General features: G+C 37.7%; 18 protein-coding genes. 15 read left to right on the forward strand and 3 right to left on the reverse strand.

The annotated features are described in order from the left end of the window. The first annotated feature begins 85 nt into the window (after positions 1 to 85). The 10 genes from BAU17_RS11930 to BAU17_RS11980 all read left to right on the forward strand — a co-directional run bounded on the left by BAU17_RS11930 (position 86) and on the right by BAU17_RS11980 (position 10593). Positions 86 to 1102, forward strand: coding sequence for a lipoate--protein ligase (locus BAU17_RS11930; RefSeq protein WP_161903050.1), 1017 nt, complete (start codon positions 86 to 88; stop codon positions 1100 to 1102). Positions 1103 to 1112: 10 nt separating this feature from the next. Further along, the gene (locus tag BAU17_RS11935) at positions 1113 to 1835 is read left to right on the forward strand and encodes an ATP-binding cassette domain-containing protein (RefSeq protein WP_161903051.1); all 723 of its coding nucleotides are present in this window, start codon (positions 1113 to 1115) and stop codon (positions 1833 to 1835) included. Then, the gene (locus BAU17_RS11940) at positions 1832 to 2503 is read left to right on the forward strand and encodes a metal ABC transporter permease EmtB (protein WP_161903052.1); all 672 of its coding nucleotides are present in this window, start codon (positions 1832 to 1834) and stop codon (positions 2501 to 2503) included. The genes BAU17_RS11935 and BAU17_RS11940 overlap by 4 nt, the downstream gene beginning before the upstream one ends. A 9-nt stretch (positions 2504 to 2512) precedes the next feature. Next, on the forward strand, positions 2513 to 3334 hold the full coding sequence (locus BAU17_RS11945) for a MetQ/NlpA family ABC transporter substrate-binding protein (protein ID WP_161903053.1): 822 nt from the start codon (positions 2513 to 2515) through the stop codon (positions 3332 to 3334). Between the two features lie 703 nt (positions 3335 to 4037). Beyond that, a complete protein-coding gene (locus BAU17_RS11955) occupies positions 4038 to 5111 on the forward strand; it encodes a Gfo/Idh/MocA family protein (RefSeq protein ID WP_161903055.1) in 1074 nt (357 codons plus the stop codon). A 9-nt stretch (positions 5112 to 5120) separates the two neighbouring features. Then, a complete protein-coding gene (locus BAU17_RS11960) occupies positions 5121 to 5870 on the forward strand; it encodes a sugar phosphate isomerase/epimerase family protein (protein WP_161903056.1) in 750 nt (249 codons plus the stop codon). Further along, on the forward strand, positions 5867 to 6580 hold the full coding sequence (locus BAU17_RS11965) for a ThuA domain-containing protein (RefSeq protein ID WP_161903057.1): 714 nt from the start codon (positions 5867 to 5869) through the stop codon (positions 6578 to 6580). The genes BAU17_RS11960 and BAU17_RS11965 overlap by 4 nt, the downstream gene beginning before the upstream one ends. Before the next feature lie 2 nt (positions 6581 to 6582). Further along, entirely contained in the window at positions 6583 to 7551 is a 969-nt protein-coding gene (locus BAU17_RS11970; protein WP_161903058.1) for a sugar phosphate isomerase/epimerase family protein, read from the forward strand. Between the two features lie 39 nt (positions 7552 to 7590). Continuing rightward, entirely contained in the window at positions 7591 to 8622 is a 1032-nt protein-coding gene (locus tag BAU17_RS11975) for a Gfo/Idh/MocA family protein (protein WP_161903059.1), read from the forward strand. 168 nt (positions 8623 to 8790) lie between these two features. Next, entirely contained in the window at positions 8791 to 10593 is a 1803-nt protein-coding gene (locus BAU17_RS11980) for an LTA synthase family protein (RefSeq protein WP_161903060.1), read from the forward strand. A gap of 53 nt (positions 10594 to 10646) precedes the next feature. Here the strand turns inward: BAU17_RS11980 and BAU17_RS11985 are convergent, their stop codons facing one another. After that, positions 10647 to 10991 carry a hypothetical protein gene (locus BAU17_RS11985; protein ID WP_231474828.1) on the reverse strand — a complete coding sequence of 115 codons (345 nt, stop codon included), beginning with the start codon at positions 10989 to 10991 and terminating at the stop codon, positions 10647 to 10649. Positions 10992 to 11153: 162 nt separating this feature from the next. Here BAU17_RS11985 and efp point away from each other — a divergent pair, with 162 nt between their 5' ends. Both efp and BAU17_RS11995 read left to right on the forward strand, forming a co-directional pair. Beyond that, positions 11154 to 11717, forward strand: a complete 564-nt coding sequence (gene efp, locus BAU17_RS11990) for an elongation factor P (RefSeq protein WP_161903061.1) — start codon at positions 11154 to 11156, stop codon at positions 11715 to 11717. 57 nt (positions 11718 to 11774) lie between these two features. Further along, positions 11775 to 12959 (forward strand): chloride channel protein, encoded by a 1185-nt coding sequence (locus BAU17_RS11995; protein WP_231474827.1) that lies wholly within the window; start codon positions 11775 to 11777, stop codon positions 12957 to 12959. A 39-nt stretch (positions 12960 to 12998) separates the two neighbouring features. Here the strand turns inward: BAU17_RS11995 and BAU17_RS12000 are convergent, their stop codons facing one another. After that, on the reverse strand, positions 12999 to 13280 hold the full coding sequence (locus tag BAU17_RS12000; protein WP_161903062.1) for a GIY-YIG nuclease family protein: 282 nt from the start codon (positions 13278 to 13280) through the stop codon (positions 12999 to 13001). After that, positions 13270 to 14007 (reverse strand): tRNA1(Val) (adenine(37)-N6)-methyltransferase, encoded by a 738-nt coding sequence (locus tag BAU17_RS12005; RefSeq protein WP_161903063.1) that lies wholly within the window; start codon positions 14005 to 14007, stop codon positions 13270 to 13272. Before BAU17_RS12005 ends, BAU17_RS12000 begins: the two co-directional genes overlap by 11 nt. A 213-nt stretch (positions 14008 to 14220) precedes the next feature. On the opposite strand from BAU17_RS12005, the gene licT reads away from it, so the two are divergent. The 3 genes from licT (at position 14221) to BAU17_RS12020 (ending at position 17822) form a co-directional block, all read left to right on the forward strand. Beyond that, on the forward strand, positions 14221 to 15057 hold the full coding sequence (licT, locus tag BAU17_RS12010) for a BglG family transcription antiterminator LicT (RefSeq protein ID WP_161903064.1): 837 nt from the start codon (positions 14221 to 14223) through the stop codon (positions 15055 to 15057). Between the two features lie 136 nt (positions 15058 to 15193). Further along, complete coding sequence (locus BAU17_RS12015) at positions 15194 to 17071, forward strand: beta-glucoside-specific PTS transporter subunit IIABC (RefSeq protein ID WP_161903065.1); 1878 nt, start codon at positions 15194 to 15196, stop codon at positions 17069 to 17071. Between the two features lie 130 nt (positions 17072 to 17201). Then, positions 17202 to 17822 (forward strand): lysophospholipid acyltransferase family protein, encoded by a 621-nt coding sequence (locus BAU17_RS12020; protein ID WP_161903066.1) that lies wholly within the window; start codon positions 17202 to 17204, stop codon positions 17820 to 17822. The last annotated feature ends 83 nt before the right edge of the window (positions 17823 to 17905 follow it).

Raw genomic sequence — 17905 nt, forward strand, 5'->3', positions numbered from 1 at the left:
TTGAGCATTTTACTTGCTAAATTTTCTATAAAAAGCGATGATAAGAGAAATAATTTAATATTATAGAAAGAAAAGGTGCTTATATATGCGTTATTACGTGATGGAAAGTGATGATATTCGTTGGAATTTAGCCGCAGAAGAATATTTGATGAATACAGCTGATGTGTCGGAACCGCTCTTTCTGTTATACATACAAAAACCTTGTGTTATAATCGGTCGAAATCAAAATGCTTATGAAGAGATTGATTTTAGCTATTTGCGTGAACATGACATCACGTTGACGCGTCGAATTTCTGGCGGTGGTGCGGTGTATGACGATCTGGGAAATATGAGTTTTAGTTTCGTTACCAAAAAAGACGATACGACCTTTGGTGATTATCGTGGTGTGACTACGCCAATTTTGCAAGCGTTACAAGCGATGGGGGCAACGAATGTAACAGTCGGGGGTCGGAATGATTTATATATTGACGGTATGAAATTTTCAGGAAATGCCATGTATACGCGCCATGGACGGACGTATTCGCATGGGACGTTGATGTATGATGTTGATTTATCTGTATTGGATAAGATTTTAACTGTATCGAAAGAAAAAATCGCATCAAAAGCTACGAAATCGGTCCGCAAGAGCGTGACGAACGTCAAACCATTTTTAGCAAAGCAATACCAACAATTGTCGACGACTGAATTTCGAGATGAACTGTTACGTCAGATTTATCAAGTGGATTCGTTAAAAGCGATTGAAGATAAAAAATTGCAGTTAACATCAGCTGATAAACAAGCGATTCAACAATTATTTGATGAACGCTACGCAAACGATACGTGGATTTACGGGGAAGCACCAGATTTTGAATTTAATCGTCGAACCCGTGTCCCAGGTGTAGGAATCGTTGATATCCATTTATCAACTGAAAAAGGAAAAATTACTGCAATTCAATTTTTTGGCGATTATTTTGGAACGAAAGATACTGTGGAGTTAGAACAATTACTGTTAGGGAAAGTATTTAAATATGAAGAATTAGAAAAAAGTTTGTCTGCAGTAGATGTCTCTGATTATATTTTGAATTTTTCAAATAAAGAACTACTCGATTTATTAATGAAGTAGGAGGAGTTACATGTATACCTTGGAGCATGTGTCGAAAGTGTATGAAGAAACGATTGCATTACAAGATATTTCTTTCTCGGTCCAACAAGGAGAAATTGTAGGTGTTGTTGGAAAAAGTGGGTCGGGAAAATCAACTTTACTTCGTTTGCTAAACCTACTAGAAACACCTACGGAGGGACGTTTAGTTTTAGCTGACAAGGATGTTACCCAATTATCAAAAAAAGAAATTCAGCAACAAAAACAAAAAATTGGAATGGTTTTCCAGCAATATAATTTATTAAACAATTTAACCGTCAAAGAAAATGTCGCCTTGCCTTTAAAATTAATAGGGGTTAAAGATGAAGAGAAAGTATTGGAATTATTGAGTTTTGTTGGAATGGCGCATAAAAAAGATAGTTATCCGGCTCAATTATCAGGTGGGGAAAAGCAACGCGTGGCCTTAGCTCGTGCGCTGACAAGAAATCCTGATGTGTTATTATGCGATGAAGCAACGAGTTCGTTAGATGAAGAAAACACAGACGATGTGATTCGTTTATTGCAACAAATTCATCAAGAATTTCCCGTGACAATTTTCTTTGTGAGTCATGAATTAGATACTGTGAAAAAATTGTGTGAACGAGTATTGGTGATGGAAGATAGTCGTTTATTAGGGACTGTTGAGAATCAGCCAACCTTGCTTGAAAAAAGCAATCAACCTTATTTGGAAAAAGTCCAAAGGAGGTTGGCGAAATGAATTTAGTAGAAAATATTCAGTACTATATGCCTGAATTTATTCTTTCATTAAAACAAACAGGCACCATGATGGGTATTTCGATGACCTTTTGTTTATTCTTAGGGTTGCCTTTGGGCGTGGCATTATTTTTATCGAATCCAAGTATCAAAGGCAGTCAACCGCTGAATTATTGGGGCTTGAATTTTATTATTACATTAGTACGGTCTTTTCCGTTTTTACTATTCGTTGTTAGTTTAATTCCAGTCACTCGTTTTATTATCGGTCGAGCGTTTGGGCCCGTACCGGCTTCTTTTCCATTAAGTATTGTAGCAGTAGCTATCTTTGCACGAATGGTTGAGCAAGTCTTGCTGGATGTACCAGAAGAAATTCGTTTATTAGCAGATTCATTGGGAACGTCAAAATGGGAATATATTTGGCACTTTCTATTAGTCGAAGCTCGCAGCGGGATTGTGTTAGGTTATACGACCACTGCAGTGAGTATGGTTTCTTATTCAACGGTCATGGGAATCGTTGGTGGTGGCGGTGTCGGTGATTTCGCCATTCGTTATGGGTATCAAAGTTATCAAATGGGAATTATGTACTTTGCAATTTGCGTCATGATTGTGATTGTATTTATTATTCAAATGTTGGGTAATTCAATTGCCCGCAAATTAGATAAGAGAAAGTAGGAGAAGAAAGTGAAAAAAATTTACATCGGAGCATTAACATTATTAGCAGCTGTGACCTTAGTAGCTTGCGGCGCAAAAGAAGGCGAGGACAAAGCGTCATCTGAAGATAAAGTGATCAAAGTTGCTGGGCAAGCACCGCCGATGACTGATGTCGTGAAAGTAGCAGCAGAAGTTGCGAAAGAAGACGGCTGGGACGTTCAACTTGTTCAAGTGAATGATAATGTTGCCTACAACGATATGGTTAGCAGCAAAGAAGCCGATGCTAGCTTTGCACAACACAAACCATTTATGGAAAAATACAATTCTGAAAAAGGCACTGACTTAGTTGCCATTCAACCAATTTATGACGCAAAAGTTGGCTTCTATTCAAAAGATTATAAATCTGTTGATGAGATTCCTGAAGGTGCCAAAGTAGCCATTCCAAACGATGTTTCAAACGAAGGTCGTGCATTAGCTATTTTAGCTGAACAAAACTTAATCACATTGCCAGAAGGTACAGGTGCAGAGGGCACTTTGAAAGATATTGTTGAAAATCCTAAAAATCTAGAATTTTTACAAGTTGATTTGTTGAACTTAGCAGAAGCTTATAGCGAACCAGATGTCGCACTTGTTTATAACTATCCAACGTATATCTCGAAAATTGGTTTAACACCAGACGATGCATTATTCTTAGAACAAAATATTGACCAACGTTTCTCTATCCAATTAGTTGCACGTGAAGACAATAAAGATTCTGATAAAATCAAAGCCTTGAAAAAAGCGATGACAAGCGATAAAGTTCGTGAATTCTTAGAAGAAGAACACAGCGCAACATTAGTGCCATCATTTTAATAAATAGAAAGACCGCTGATGGGGGGTACACTCAATCGGCGGTCTTTTTGCAAAGAGCTAGTAAATCTTTTAGCTCCTGTCAAATTGTTGAATATTCGACTGGTTTTTGCTATTATAAGTATGTAAAGAGAGGTTGCGCTAACAACCCCTCATTATCAGCACCGCTTAAGACGGTGGCAAAGATGTTATTTATAAAAAATAACCGTGCTCTCTGCTAAAGTTGACGGTTATTTTTTTTGCGTTTTTTTACGCTTCTTCTTGCTTTTTGAGCGAGAAGAACGTGCGTCAATAATCGTTGTCGCTAACTTTACGCACGCTTCTAGTAATCCTATGAAGGCTACTAGAACAGGTACCAAAGCTAAAAGGACAGTGATTATCTCTGCTGTTTGCAAAAGGCTACTCCTTTCTTTAGATTTCGGTCGTACATACATATGCACCACCTCACTTTCAAAAAAAGCGCCACCGTCTTAACTTAACTGATACGCATATTATACCATATAAAGACCTTGAAATTTATGTATACCAAGGCTTTTGTATGGTTTATTTTTTTATAGCTGAATCAAATCATCGATGCAAAAATGGCATCGGTGTTTTTTGTGTGCGCAATATTCGGGAATTTTTTAGATGAAAACTGGGAAGAATCTGGAAACGTTGTCATATATAATGAACCTATCAAACATAAAACGTTTTCAGGAGGAAGAGTATGACAGTAAAAGTTGGAATTATTGGATGTGGTGGTATTGCGAAAGGAAAACATTTGCCAGCATTGGCACAAGTAGAAGAAGTAGAAATGGTTGCATTTTGCGATATTCTTGTAGAACGCGCTGAAGAAGCGAAAGAAATGTATGGAACCACAGAAGCGAAAGTCTACACAGATTACAAAGAATTGTTAGCAGAAAATGAGCTAGATGTTGTACATGTTTTAACACCGAATTCATCACATGCTGAATTGTCAATTGCAGCAATGGAAGCTGGTAGTCACGTGATGTGTGAAAAACCAATGGCGAAAACATCAGAAGAAGCTCGTGAGATGATTGCAGCTTCAAATCGTACAGGGAAAAAATTAACGATTGGTTATCAAAATCGTTTTAGAACAGACTCAAGATATTTACATGAAGTATGTGAAGAAGGCGAATTAGGTGAAATTTATTCAGCGAAAGCACACGCAATTCGCCGTCGTGCCGTTCCAACTTGGGGTGTTTTCCTTGATGAAGAAGCACAAGGTGGTGGACCATTAATTGATATTGGTACACATGCGTTGGATTTGACTTTATGGATGATGAACAATTACAAACCAAAATATGTAGTTGGTAAAACCTACCATGAATTGTCACAAACAAAAAATGCTGCAAATGCTTGGGGACCATGGGATCCTGAGAAATTTACTGTTGAAGATTCTGCGTTTGGTTTTATTGTGATGGAAAATGGCGCAACTATTTATCTAGAATCGAGCTGGGCATTGAATAGCTTAGATGTAAAAGAAGCGAAAACTACTTTGATGGGAACAAAAGGTGGGGCTGATATGAATGATGGTCTAAGTATCAATGGCGAAGCCCACGGATTATTATTTGAGAAAAAAGTGGAATTGGAAACTGGTGGTGTTGATTTTTATGACGGTACTGGAGAAGATCCAGCGTTATTAGAAGCACAATCTTGGATTGATGCAGTTATTAATGATACAGAACCGGTTGTAAAACCCGAAGAAGCGCTCGTTGTGACGGAAATTTTAGAAGCCATTTATAAATCTTCAGCAAACGGCGAACCAGTTTATTTATAGGAGGAGCTAATGAAGCCAAAAATTGCTTTACAACTGTGGAGTATTCAAGAAGATTGCCAAAAAGATTTTGAAGCTGCGCTACGACAAGTCAAAGAATTTGGTTATGATGGCGTGGAATTTGCCGGATATTATGGTAAAACAGCAGATGACATTCGCGCTATGCTATCAGACCTCGATTTAGATGTTGCTGGTTCACATGTTCCCTATGAATCGTTGAAAAATCAGCTAGAAGCCACCTTAGATTTTGAAGAGGCTATTGGAAACCGCCGTATCATTGTGCCGTATGCAAGCTTCTCAACATTTGCTGAGTGGCAAGAATTTATGACTAATATGCAAGAGATTGCCAAAGCTGTAACGAATCGGGGAATGAAATTTTATTACCATAACCATGCCCATGAATTTACGGAAGTGGAAGGAACGGATCTTTTGGATCTTTTGACGCATGAAATTGACCAGTTGCTTTTAGAAGTAGATTTGTATTGGTTAGCGCATGCTGGACAAGACGTACGTGCATGGGTAGAAGCACACAAATCTTCAATCGGTTTGTTCCATATGAAAGACAAACAACAAGAACCAGAAGAAAGTACGGAATTAGGTTCGGGTGTTTTACCACTGAAGGAATACACGCAACTAGCGAAGAAGTTGCAACTTCCATGGTTAATTGTCGAACAAGAAGCGTTCCAAAAATACGAACCATTAGAAGCAGCGAAAATCAATGTGAAACAACTAAGAGCAATTATCGAGGAGGTATATGAATGACCCAAGTAACGGTTTGGAACGAATTTCGCCATGAAAAAACCGACGAAAAAGTTCGCGACATGTATCCAGAAGGGATTCATGGTCAATTAGCCGCATTTATCGGTGAGGAGTTCGCCGTTCGAACAGCGACCCTTGATGAACCAGAGCACGGACTAACAGAAGAAGTTTTGTCAGAAACCGATGTATTGGTGTGGTGGGGACATATGGCACATGATGAAGTAGCTGATGAAATCGTGAATCGTGTGCATCAACGTGTGTTAGAAGGAATGGGTTTGATTGTCTTGCACTCAGGTCATTTCTCTAAAATATTCAAAAAATTGATGGGAACTTCTTGCGATTTAAAATGGCGTGAAGATGGCAAACATTGTCGAATTTGGAATGTGAATCCTAGTCATCCAATTGTGGAAGGTGTCGGAGAGTTTATCGAATTAGAGCAAGAAGAAATGTATGGTGAACACTTTGACATTCCAGCACCCGATGAATTAATTTTTGTCAGCTGGTATCCTGGTGGCGAAGTATTTCGTAGTGGTTGTACGTATCGTCGAGGGAATGGGAAAATCTTTTATTTCCAACCGGGTCATGAGACGTACCCAAGTTATTATGATAAAAAAGTGCAACGAGTGATTAACAACGGGATTCGTTGGGCAACCCCAACTGAGAATAATTACCCAACATATGGTCACTATCAAGCAAGAGAAGGAGCGAATTAAGAATGAAATTAGGCGTATTTACCCCATTATTTAATAATTTAACTTTTGATGAAATGATTGAAGAAGTAGCGAAAAAAGGACTACAAACAGTTGAAATTGGAACAGGTGGTTCTCCGGGGAGTGCTCACTTAGATATTGATAAATTATTGGCAAGTAGCGATGAACGAAAAGAATATTTGCATAAACTATCTGATAAGGGCTTAGAAATTTCAGCATTAAGTGCGCATCATAACCCAATTTCACCAATCAAAGAAGTAGCACAAGAAGCCGATGAATTATTACGCAAAACAATTAAATTAGCGAACTTGATGAATGTTCCTGTCGTTAATGGTTTTTCCGGTGTTGCTGGTGGAAATGCGACCGATACGCAAGTGAACTGGCCTGTATTACCTTGGCCAACAGAATATAATGATAGTTATGAATATCAATGGGAACAAAAATTAATTCCTTATTGGAAAGGGATTAACACAGAAGCTGAAGCAGCTGGTGTCAAAATCGGTATTGAATTGCATGGTGGATTCTTAGCGCATACGCCTTATACAATGCTACGTTTACGTGATGCTGCTGGTAAAGCGATTGGTTGTAATTTAGATCCGAGTCATTTATGGTGGCAAGGGATTGATCCAGTTGCGGCAGTTAAAATTTTAGGTGCTGAAAATGCGATTCATCATTTCCATGCGAAAGATACGTATTTAGATCAAGACAATATTAACATGCATGGTTTAACTGATATGCAACCTTATGGCAACGTCAAAACACGTGCATGGACTTTCCGTTCAGTTGGTTGTGGACATGACTTGAAAGTATGGTCAGATATTATTTCTGCCTTACGTATTCAAGGATACGATTATGTTTTAAGTATTGAGCATGAAGATCCAATCATGTCGATTGATGAAGGATTAAACCGCGCTATTACAAACTTAAAATCAATTATGATTAAAGACCAACCGACGGATATGTGGTGGGCATAAAAAAGAATGTTAGCTAAAAAGAGATGAGGAGTTAATCAGATGTCAGCAATCAATTTTGTAATTATCGGTTATGGTGGTATGGGCTCGTATCATGCCCACACAATCATGCCAGCAGATAAAGAAAAAATTAATTTAATCGGTGTTTATGATGTTCTAGCCGAACGCCGCCAAGCAGCGAAAGAAAAAGGGCTGATTGCTTATGAAAGTTTTGAAGCTGTCTTAGCAGATGACAAAGTCGAAGCGATTCTAATTGCGACCCCTAATGATAGCCATAAAGCATTAGCTATTCAAGCACTTCAAGCTGGTAAGCAAGTGGTCTGTGAAAAACCAGTTGCCATGAATACCGCTGAACTAGATGATATTTTAGCTGTTGCTAAAGAAACAGGTAATACATTTATGGTGCATCAAAATCGTCGTTGGGACCCAGATTTTCTAATTGTCCGTGACTTGTACAAAAACAAGCAAATTGGCGATATTTTCCAATTAGAATCTCGCGTGCAAGGCGCAAACGGTATCCCAGGTGATTGGCGGCATTTACCTGAACATGGTGGCGGAATGTTGTTAGATTGGGGCGTACATTTGTTAGACCAATTATTATGGTTAGTAGATAGTCCGATTAAGCATGTCTCTGTCGATTTTAGCTATGTTTTAGGTGATCAAGTGGATGATGGTTTCATGAGTTTCATTACCTTTGAAAATGGGGTTAAAGCCTTAGTCGAAGTCGGTACAAGTAATTATACAACGCTACCTCGTTGGTATATTAAAGGCTTTGAAGGCACTGCACGAATTGATAATTGGGCGTTAGATGGTGAAATGATTCGCGCAACGAATGATGAAAATGCCGTTGCACCAAAACCAATTCAAGCAGGTGTCGGTTTAACGAAAACGATGGCACCACCATCAGAAGAAGCTACAGAAAAAATTGCGTTCCCAGAAGCCAAAGCAGAGTATCCTTCATTTTATAGCAACGTCTATCAAGTGATTCGTGAAAATGCTGAACCAATTGTTAAAAATAGTGAAGTTCGACAAGTGCTGGCTTTGATTGACCAGATGTTTGAATTAGCGAAATAAAAGGAATGGATGGATGCCAGATATAGGTGTTCATCCATTTTTTTATGTGAGATTATAGAAAGGGTAAAAAAACTGATTTTAAAATTAAGTTTTGGTTACGATAAGAATGGTTGGTGTTTCTATGTGTTATACTAGTGACATGAGAATTTTTAGCAGGAGGTTTTTGACGTGCTGAGTATATTTATGCTTTTAATTGGGGTTGTGAAGACACAGGCACCGAAAACAAAAAAAGCGCAAATAAAAGCGATGGCTTATGTCAGCTTTATCTATTTGTCAGCCATTTTCTTTTTTTACAATCAAGCGAACATTTCCTGGACACTAGTAAGTAGTCTGTTGCCAATTGCTAGTGGTTCGCAGGCGTTGATTACAATAGGAACAGGGGCAATTATTGGTTTTTGTATCTGGTTCTTTTTACGTGCGCTAAAAAATGGTCGACTAACGAAGAGATATACATTGACGAAAAAAAATTGGGGGATGTTTATTTTATCAACCCTTTTGTTATTTAGTGGCAGTTTAGCCTATACCAGTAGTCGATGGGCAATGAACGGTATTGGGAATATGCGTTTTGACCAAATTGTCTTTGCGATGACCCAACCGCTTAAAGGGAGTGATCCGGGGCAAATTCAAGCTTTTATTTTACAACCGTTACTAGAAGCTGTTTTATGGAGTACACCGGTGATTTCCTTGATGTATCTTTTACTAACATATTCTTTCAAACAAAGAAAACATTTTTATCGTCCGAGTTGGGCTTTAGCAACTGGTATTTTAGGTTTAGTTGCAGGAATTTCTTTGAGTGCGAAAGTGATTGGATATGCAGATATTAAAGCATATTATTTTGAACATACTGAAATTTATGAAAATAATTATGTGGATCCACGAGAGGTGAAGCTTACTTTTCCTGAGAAGAAGCGCAATTTAGTTTATATTTTTATGGAATCCATGGAAAGTAGTTACATGTCAACTGATTTAGGTGGAAGTCAACCGGCTAATTTATTGCCTAATTTATCAGAATTGGCAGAGAATGAAGGCATTCACTTTTCAAATACGAATCAATTAGGTGGCGGCATGCGACAAGTGCCAGGAGCCAACCAGACGGCTAGCTCGATGGTTGCCCAAACGTCAGGTTTACCTTTGCGTCCATCAACGAGCTTAGGTGGTTCAGATAGTTCTGGCTCAAATAGTGCGGAGTATTTTCCTGGTGCTTATTCCATAGGAGAAATTCTTGAAAAAGAAGGGTACAACCAAACGCTATTAATGGGTTCGAAAGCTGAATTCGCTGGACGTGACCAATATTTCCATCAACATGGGAATTATGAAATTCGTGATTATAACTGGGCAATTGAAAATGGAAAAATTCCAGAGGATTATTTTGTTTGGTGGGGTTATGAAGACAATAAGCTGTTTGATTTTGCGAAAGAAACATTAACTGAGTTAGCAGCAAAAGAGGAACCATTTAATTTAACGATGCTGACAGCAGATACTCATTTTGAAGATGGTTATGCTACTGAGGAAACACCAGATATCTTTGGTGACCAATATAGCAATGTTATTCACGCTTCTGATCAACAAATTATGGCTTTTCTTTCTTGGATGAAGGAACAACCTTTTTATGAAAATACAACCGTTGTTTTATGTGGGGATCACTTAACGATGGATAGTGATTTCTTCGCTGAATTAGATCCGGGTTATCAACGTTCAGTTTATAATGTCTTTTTGAATACGGATAAAAAAGAAGTTCGTAAAGACAATCGCCAATTCAGTGCGATGGATATGTTTCCGACTACGCTATCTGCATTGAATGTGAAGATAGAAGGGAACCGTTTAGGACTTGGAACCAATCTATTTTCATCAAAAGAGACAGTGATGGAAAAACTAGGGTACGATACATTTGAATCGGAACTAATGAAAGGATCCAAATTTTACGATGAACGTTTAATGATGAAGGAGACTTCAACAACCGAATCAGAGTAAAAAAAGGCACTCGCAAACTAAACTAGCGAGTGCCTTTTTTGTGTCGTCAATCATTATTTTAATAATGAACTAGATACGAAGGTAAGTAAGAGACCGATAATCACAATCATCCATGTCCAATAGCGATTCGGAATAAAAAAGAGATGGGAACCATCTTTGATTGGAATACGTTCACCGGTTTCTTCATCAATAAATACCCGAACTTTTGTAGAGATAAATTTTTTTGTCAATAAATAGTTAAGGAGAGCAGCCAATAGTGTAGTTGTTATACCTTGGATTCTATAAGGAATTTTATAGGTCATATCAAGATTTAATAGTGGAAAGAACGACGTTGTAATAACTGCTGCAACTAGGACAGATGCGATAACCAATAACCCTTTTCCGCGCCAAATAATCATGTAAACTCCTCTTTTCCTTTTGATAATTAATGATAGCATAATCCCGTGAGTTGGCAAAGAATGCAAAATTTCTAGTAAATAGCAGCTCAGGCACTGGCGTAATCGCTGGTGTTCTGCTAAAATGGTAAAGGACGATTTTAAGAACAAAGGAGACGTTAAAATATGATTTCAGCAAGTGACTTAAGAGCTGGTATGACTTTTGTACAAGACGGCAAATTAATTAAAGTATTAGATGCAAGCCATCACAAACCAGGTAAAGGTAATACAGTAATGCGTATGAAACTTAGAGATTTACGTTCAGGTGCAACTTATGATACAACGTTCCGCCCAGATGAAAAATTTGAAAAAGCGCATATTGATACAAAAACAGTTCAATACCTATATACAATGGATGATACAGCATTCTTCATGGATTTAGTAACATATGATCAGTATGAATTGCCTGTAGAAACTGTTGAACATGAAATGAAATACATTTTAGAAAACATGGAAGTAAAAATTCAATTCTTCGGTGACGAAGTGGTTGGGATTCAATTACCAACAACTGTTGTACTACGTGTTGAAGAAACACAACCATCAATTAAAGGGGCGACAGTGACTGGTTCTGGTAAACCAGCGACAATGGAGACTGGTCTAGTTGTTAACGTTCCTGATTTTATTGAAGCGGGCGAATTATTAGAAGTGAATACAGCAGAAGGTACTTATGTAAAACGTGCTGGTAAATAATAAGATGAACGTTAAGTGGTACATGACTACTTAACGTTTTTTTGGTAGGTGAAGTAAGTGAGAACAAAAGACAAGCTAACAATTAGTTTGTTAAGTGTCTTGATTGGGTTAATTGTTGGTATAATTGATACGCTTTTTGGAAAAATTCTGCTGATGTTAACAGACTTTCGCCAAGAACATTTTATGACATTGATTTTATTTTTAGCGCCAGTCGGTATGTTATTTATGTATGTTTTCTTGAAGTATGGAAAAAACAGCTCTCAAGGAATGGGATTAATTTTTCGCGCTGGTCAAATGGGAGAAGAGACAATTCCTAAACGTTTAATTCCATTTGTGATAGTAGGTACCTGGCTGACACATTTATTTGGCGGAAGTGCTGGTCGAGAAGGTGTGGCAGTTCAATTGGGAGCGACGGTTGCTCATTGGATGGGGCGAATTAGTAAGCAATTTAATACTGGACAATTGATAGTTATTGGAATGGCAGCGGGGTTTGCTGGACTTTTCCAAACACCGTTAGCAGCGACCTTTTTTGCGCTAGAAGTTTTAGTTGTTAGTAGGCTGCGTTATGATGTGTTGTTGCCCGCATTAATAGCTGCATTTACAGCGAGCACAGTGTCAGCTAGACTAGGTTTAGAAAAATTTCAATTTCTGCTAGATACATCGATGAGTTTAGATACCACCATCGCATGGAAAATAGTCGCATTAGGGATTATTTTTGGTTTAGTTGGTCGTTTGTTTGCAGAGAGTTTATCCTGGTTTAAAAAACAAGCGCAACGGATTGCGAATCCTATTTACCGCATTGGAATGATTGGTCTTGTTTTGAGTATCTTGCTTATTTTATTCTTTCAAGGAAGATATTCTGGTTTAGGAACCAATTTAATTTCAAGTAGTTTTGCTGGAGGTTCTATTGAAATTTATGATTGGTTATTGAAATTATTGTTAACAGTCATCACCATTAGTGCTGGCTACCAAGGGGGAGAAGTGACACCTCTATTTGCAATTGGTGCTTCCCTAGGTATGGTATTAGCGAGTTTGTTTGGTTTGCCCGTGGCTTTTGTTGCTGCACTTGGGTATGTGAGTGTTTTTGGAAGTGCGACAAATACATTGTTGGCACCAATGTTAATTGGCGGCGAAGTCTTTGGTTTTACTTACTTTCCTTATTTTCTGATTGTTTGTGTAATTGCCTTTCTTTGCAACGGCAATCGAACCATCTATGGCGAACAAAAACTAACTATTGAATAGAGCAAAAGCCACGTACAATGTGTGTACGTGGCTTTTTTTTTAGGTAAGATAGACATTTTTAGCTTGAGCAATACGTAAATACTGTTCCTTTTTTTTGCGTGGTAGCTTTTTGAAGGCTGCTTCTGCTTTGGTTGCCTCACTACGCGTGTCAAATTGCTCAGCGTGAATCATTTGCAATGGACGACGACTGGCAGGATGGGTATATTTTGCGCCGCTTCCTGCATTATGTTCGTTCAGGCGACGTGTTAGATCAGTGGTGTATCCGCCATAAAAGGTGTTGTCTTTGCAATGCAAGACATAAAAATAATGTTTATTCGCCATAAAGCATTCGCCGCGTTTCTGGATTGTAATTTCCTTGGTCATTGTAGGTAATCAAGGGTGGTGCTACTTTGAACCCATCTGTTTTGCCATCTTTAATGCCTTCAACTAATAAGATATTGGCTTCTTTACCCAATTTAGGGTAAACAAATTGAATGCGCTTCGGGGCAATTCGATAGCGTTTCATACTCTCTAAAATATCCAAAAAACGGTCAGGACGATGAACCATTGCTAAGCGTCCATTGGTTTTTAAGAGTTTACTCGACACCTGAATGACCTCGTCTAAATTTGTTTCAATCTCATGTCGAGCTAAAGCTAAATAAGGATTTGGGTTTTTGATATTGGTTTCACTAGTTTTAAAATAAGGGGGATTACATAGCAGTAAATCGACGGAATCACCTTTAATTTTTGATAAACTATCTTTTAAATCCATCGTATACATCGTCATTTGTTCTTCCAGATGATTCAGTTGAATGCTTCGCTTTGCCATGTCGGCGAGTCGCTCTTGTAGCTCAATTTGATAAATTTGCGCATTCGTTTTGCGACTGACAAATAGTCCAACAGCACCATTTCCTGCACATAAATCGACAATTTTTCCGCGTTTGGGAATGGCTGGAAAGTTTGCTAATAATACAGCATCTAAAGAAAATGAAAAGACATTTGCACTTTGAATGATTTGAATATCGTCCGCATATAATTGGTCAATGCGTTCATCTTCAAGGATATACATAAAAAAACTCCTTTGACAGTATCATTGCTTCATTATACTATGTTTTCGAAACAAAGGTAAAAAATATTTTTTAAAACCGTTTGCAATTTAAAATTAGATATGATATTATCATTTTGTTCTATGGATTGTTACTGTTAATCAGGCAAAACCAGAATAAACCAGCTATTTTATAGGGGGATATTCTAGGTTTTTTTTGTGCGAGGAGAGAGAAAGTTGCTTATTGATAAAATTTTAAATAATAATGTCGTTCTTTCTCACAATGATAGTGACGAAGAAATCATTTTAATGGGACGAGGCTTAGCTTTTCAGAAAAAAATTGGCGATCAAGTAGACGCACAATTTATTGAGAAAGAATTTGTGTTGAAAGATTCTTTAACAGGGCATCAAATGGCACAAGTATTTAACGATGTACCGAGTGAAGAAATCGACCTTGCCAAAAAAATGATTGATTTGGCTGAAAAAGAATTGCAAGTCGAACTATCGACAAGCATTTATTTAACGTTAACTGATCATCTACATTACGCAATTAAGCGGATGCAAGAAGGGATTGAAATTCCAAATCCACTATTATTGGAAACCCAACGTTTCTATCCAAAAGAATTTGCAATTGCTGAAAAAGGGCTCGCACTTGTTTCTCAGGAGTTGGGCATAGAATTACCTGAATCAGAAGCAGGTTTCATCGCATTCCATATTGTTAACAGTAGTCAAGGAAATGACAATATGCAAACGACGATGCAAATGACTGAAATTGTTCGAGATATTCTCTCGTTGATTAGTCGCTATTTTGGAAAAACATTTGATAACCAATCGTTAAATTATCAACGAATTGTCACGCATTTACAATATTTTGCCCAACGGTATTTAAAAAATGAATTATCTGATGAACAAGATGAATTTTTATTTACATTGGTGCAATCAAAATATCCAAAATCATTTCAAGCTGTTCAGCGGATTAATGAGTTTTTGGAAAAAACGTATCATCAGCCAATTGGTCAAGCTGAAATGATTTATCTAACGATTCATATTGACCGTGTCGTTGGCGAAACATAAAATCAATCATATATAGGATTGTTACTGGAAACAGGCAAAACCTAGATTGAAAATAGAGGAGACTAAGTGTCTTACTGTCCTCTTTTTTCAATTTAGGTTTTTTTGTATATAAAAATAAGGAACAGGAGTGTTTGGAATGAGTAAAAATAGTGAAATTGCCGCAAAAGTTTTAGACTTAGTTGGCGGTAAGGAAAATGTACAGAGTGTGGTTCATTGTGCGACCCGTTTACGCTTTGTCTTAAATGATGAAGGTAAAGCGGATACTGAAAGTCTAAAAGCGGACAGTGATGTGATTCAAGTTGTGCAAAGTGGTGGACAATATCAGGTGGTTATTGGGAGTCATGTGAGTGATGTCTATCAAGAGTTAATGGGCTTAGCGAATTTTAATGGAGAAAATGCGAATGCAGAAGCTAAAAAAGGCAATCCGTTGAATCAGCTAGTAGATGTCATTTCTTCTATTTTTACACCTTTCTTAGGTGCGATGGCTGGAGCTGGGGTCTTAAAAGGATTTCTAACGTTAGCGTTGACATTAGGATGGACAACAGATACTTCTGGTTTGTATACTGTACTATTTTCTGTAGCGGATGGTTTGTTTACGTATTTACCAGTTATTTTAGCTTTTACTGCTGCACAAAAATTTAAAACCAATCCTTATTTAGCAGTTGCTTTAGGAATGGCGTTGGTTCATCCATCAATTACCGCAGCAGCGGGTGCCGGATTAGAAATGAACTTTTTGGGAATTCCGATTATTTTAGGAGCAACAGGTTATACATCTTCAGTTATTCCAATTATTTTAGCTGTCTATGTGCAAAGTTTTGTAGAGCGTTTCTTTAAGAAAGTTGTGCCAAGTTTCTTACAAATTATTGTTGTTCCGTTGTTAGTTTTTCTAGTGATGGCTCCAGTTACCTTTATTGCAATTGGACCTTTAGGAACAATTTTTGGTAATTGGTTAGGTTCTGCTTACAATGGTATTTATGGTATTAGCCCAATTCTTGCTGGAATTGTTATGGGTGGTTTATGGCAAGTTTTCGTTATGTTTGGTATGCATTGGGGCTTTGTGCCAATTATGATGGTGAATTTAGGCCAAGGGGCAGACTCATTAATGCCAATGTTATTACCAGCGGTCTTAGCTCAAGGTGGCGCAGCATTAGCTGTTTTCTTCATGACAAAGAGTGTGAAATTAAAAGGATTGGCGTTATCTTCAACCGTCACATCTATTTTTGGTATTACTGAACCAACTGTTTATGGTGTAACATTGCCATTGAAAAAACCATTTATTGCGGCATGTATTGCTGGTGCAGTTGGTGGGGCGTTTGTTGGTTTCCAACAAGTATCGAACTACTCCTTTGGTTTAGTTAGTCTATTGAGTTTACCTGGTTTTATTCCTCAAGATACAAAAGATATGTCTGGCTTAGTTATGGCAGCAGTTGGTACGGCGATTGCTTTTGTACTAGCATTCATTTTAACTTACGTTTTACGTTTTGATGATCCCGCTGAAGCAAGTGAAGCTGCGGTTACTCCAGCTGCTACTCCTACAGGAACGAAAAAACTTGAACGTTTTGTTTTAACAAGTCCCTTAGAAGGAAAAATTGTTCCGTTGAATGACGTACCAGATCCTGTCTTTTCGTCAGGTGCATTAGGTAAAGGTGTCGCAGTTGAGCCTATCGTAGGTGAACTTTATGCGCCAGCCGATGGAGAAATTACGACACTATTTCCAACAGGACATGCAGTTGGTTTAACGTCAACAGAAGGCGCGGAAATTTTGATGCACATTGGTATGGACACTGTTTCTTTAGAGGGCGAAGGCTTTGAAAAAATGGTTAAACAAGGCGATAAAGTGAAAAAAGGTGATTTACTAATTCGTTTTGATATTGAAAAAATTAAAGCAGCAGGCTTACCAGTTATCACACCTGTTGTCGTAACGAATGCCAATGATTATTTAGATGTCTTAGATATGAATCAGACTGAAATTTTATCTGGTGAAGAATTTTTAACAATTGTACCGAATGAATAAAAAGGAGAAACCGGTGATTTTTAAACAAATCATCGGTTTCTTTTTCTCATTATGAGAGAAAAGGCTTGTCAAGAAAGCTTTTTTTTTGCATACTAAATTTACGTAGTGTTAATGAGAAAGGAAAGAGTCTATGTTTTTTACATTTATGCGTGGTGTCGTGCGTGTTGTTTTATTTCTTATCAATGGCAATGCACATTATGAAAATCGCGAGTTATTACCTAAAGATGAAAATTATATTTTAGTTGCACCACACCGTACTTGGTGGGATCCCTTATATTTAGCAGTGGCTGCCCGCCCGAAAAAATTTGCTTTCATGGCAAAAGAAGAATTATTCAAAAATCCTATTTTACGTTTTATTTTGATAAAAGCGAATGCCTTTCCAGTAAAACGTGACAAACCAGGACCGAGTGCGATTAAAACACCTGTCAAACTATTAAAAGAGACAGATTTAAGTTTAATTATGTTCCCGAGTGGTACTCGCCATTCAACAGCATTAAAAGGTGGGATGGCGGTCATTTCTAAAATGGCAAAAGTCCGCGTAGTACCTTCTGTCTATCAAGGCCCCTTGTCGTTAAAAGACTTATTCAAAAGAAAAAGAGTCACCGTGCGTTTTGGAGAGCCAATTGATTTAAGTGATATTAAAAAGATGAATGAAGAAGGATTAGCAGAAGTGGAACATCGTATCCAAACAGCGTTTGATCAATTAGATAAAGAAGTGAATCCTGATTTTCGCTATGATGTGAAAAAGTAAGAAGAACGAACGATAACTTTCCGAGTTATCGTTCGTTTTGTTCTCTAGAAAACCAAAAAGTAAAAGCTGATTTTTTTGTTTTT

This window comes from Candidatus Enterococcus willemsii (assembly GCF_009933335.1).
Classification (GTDB): Bacteria; Bacillota; Bacilli; order Lactobacillales; family Enterococcaceae; genus Enterococcus_F; species Enterococcus_F willemsii.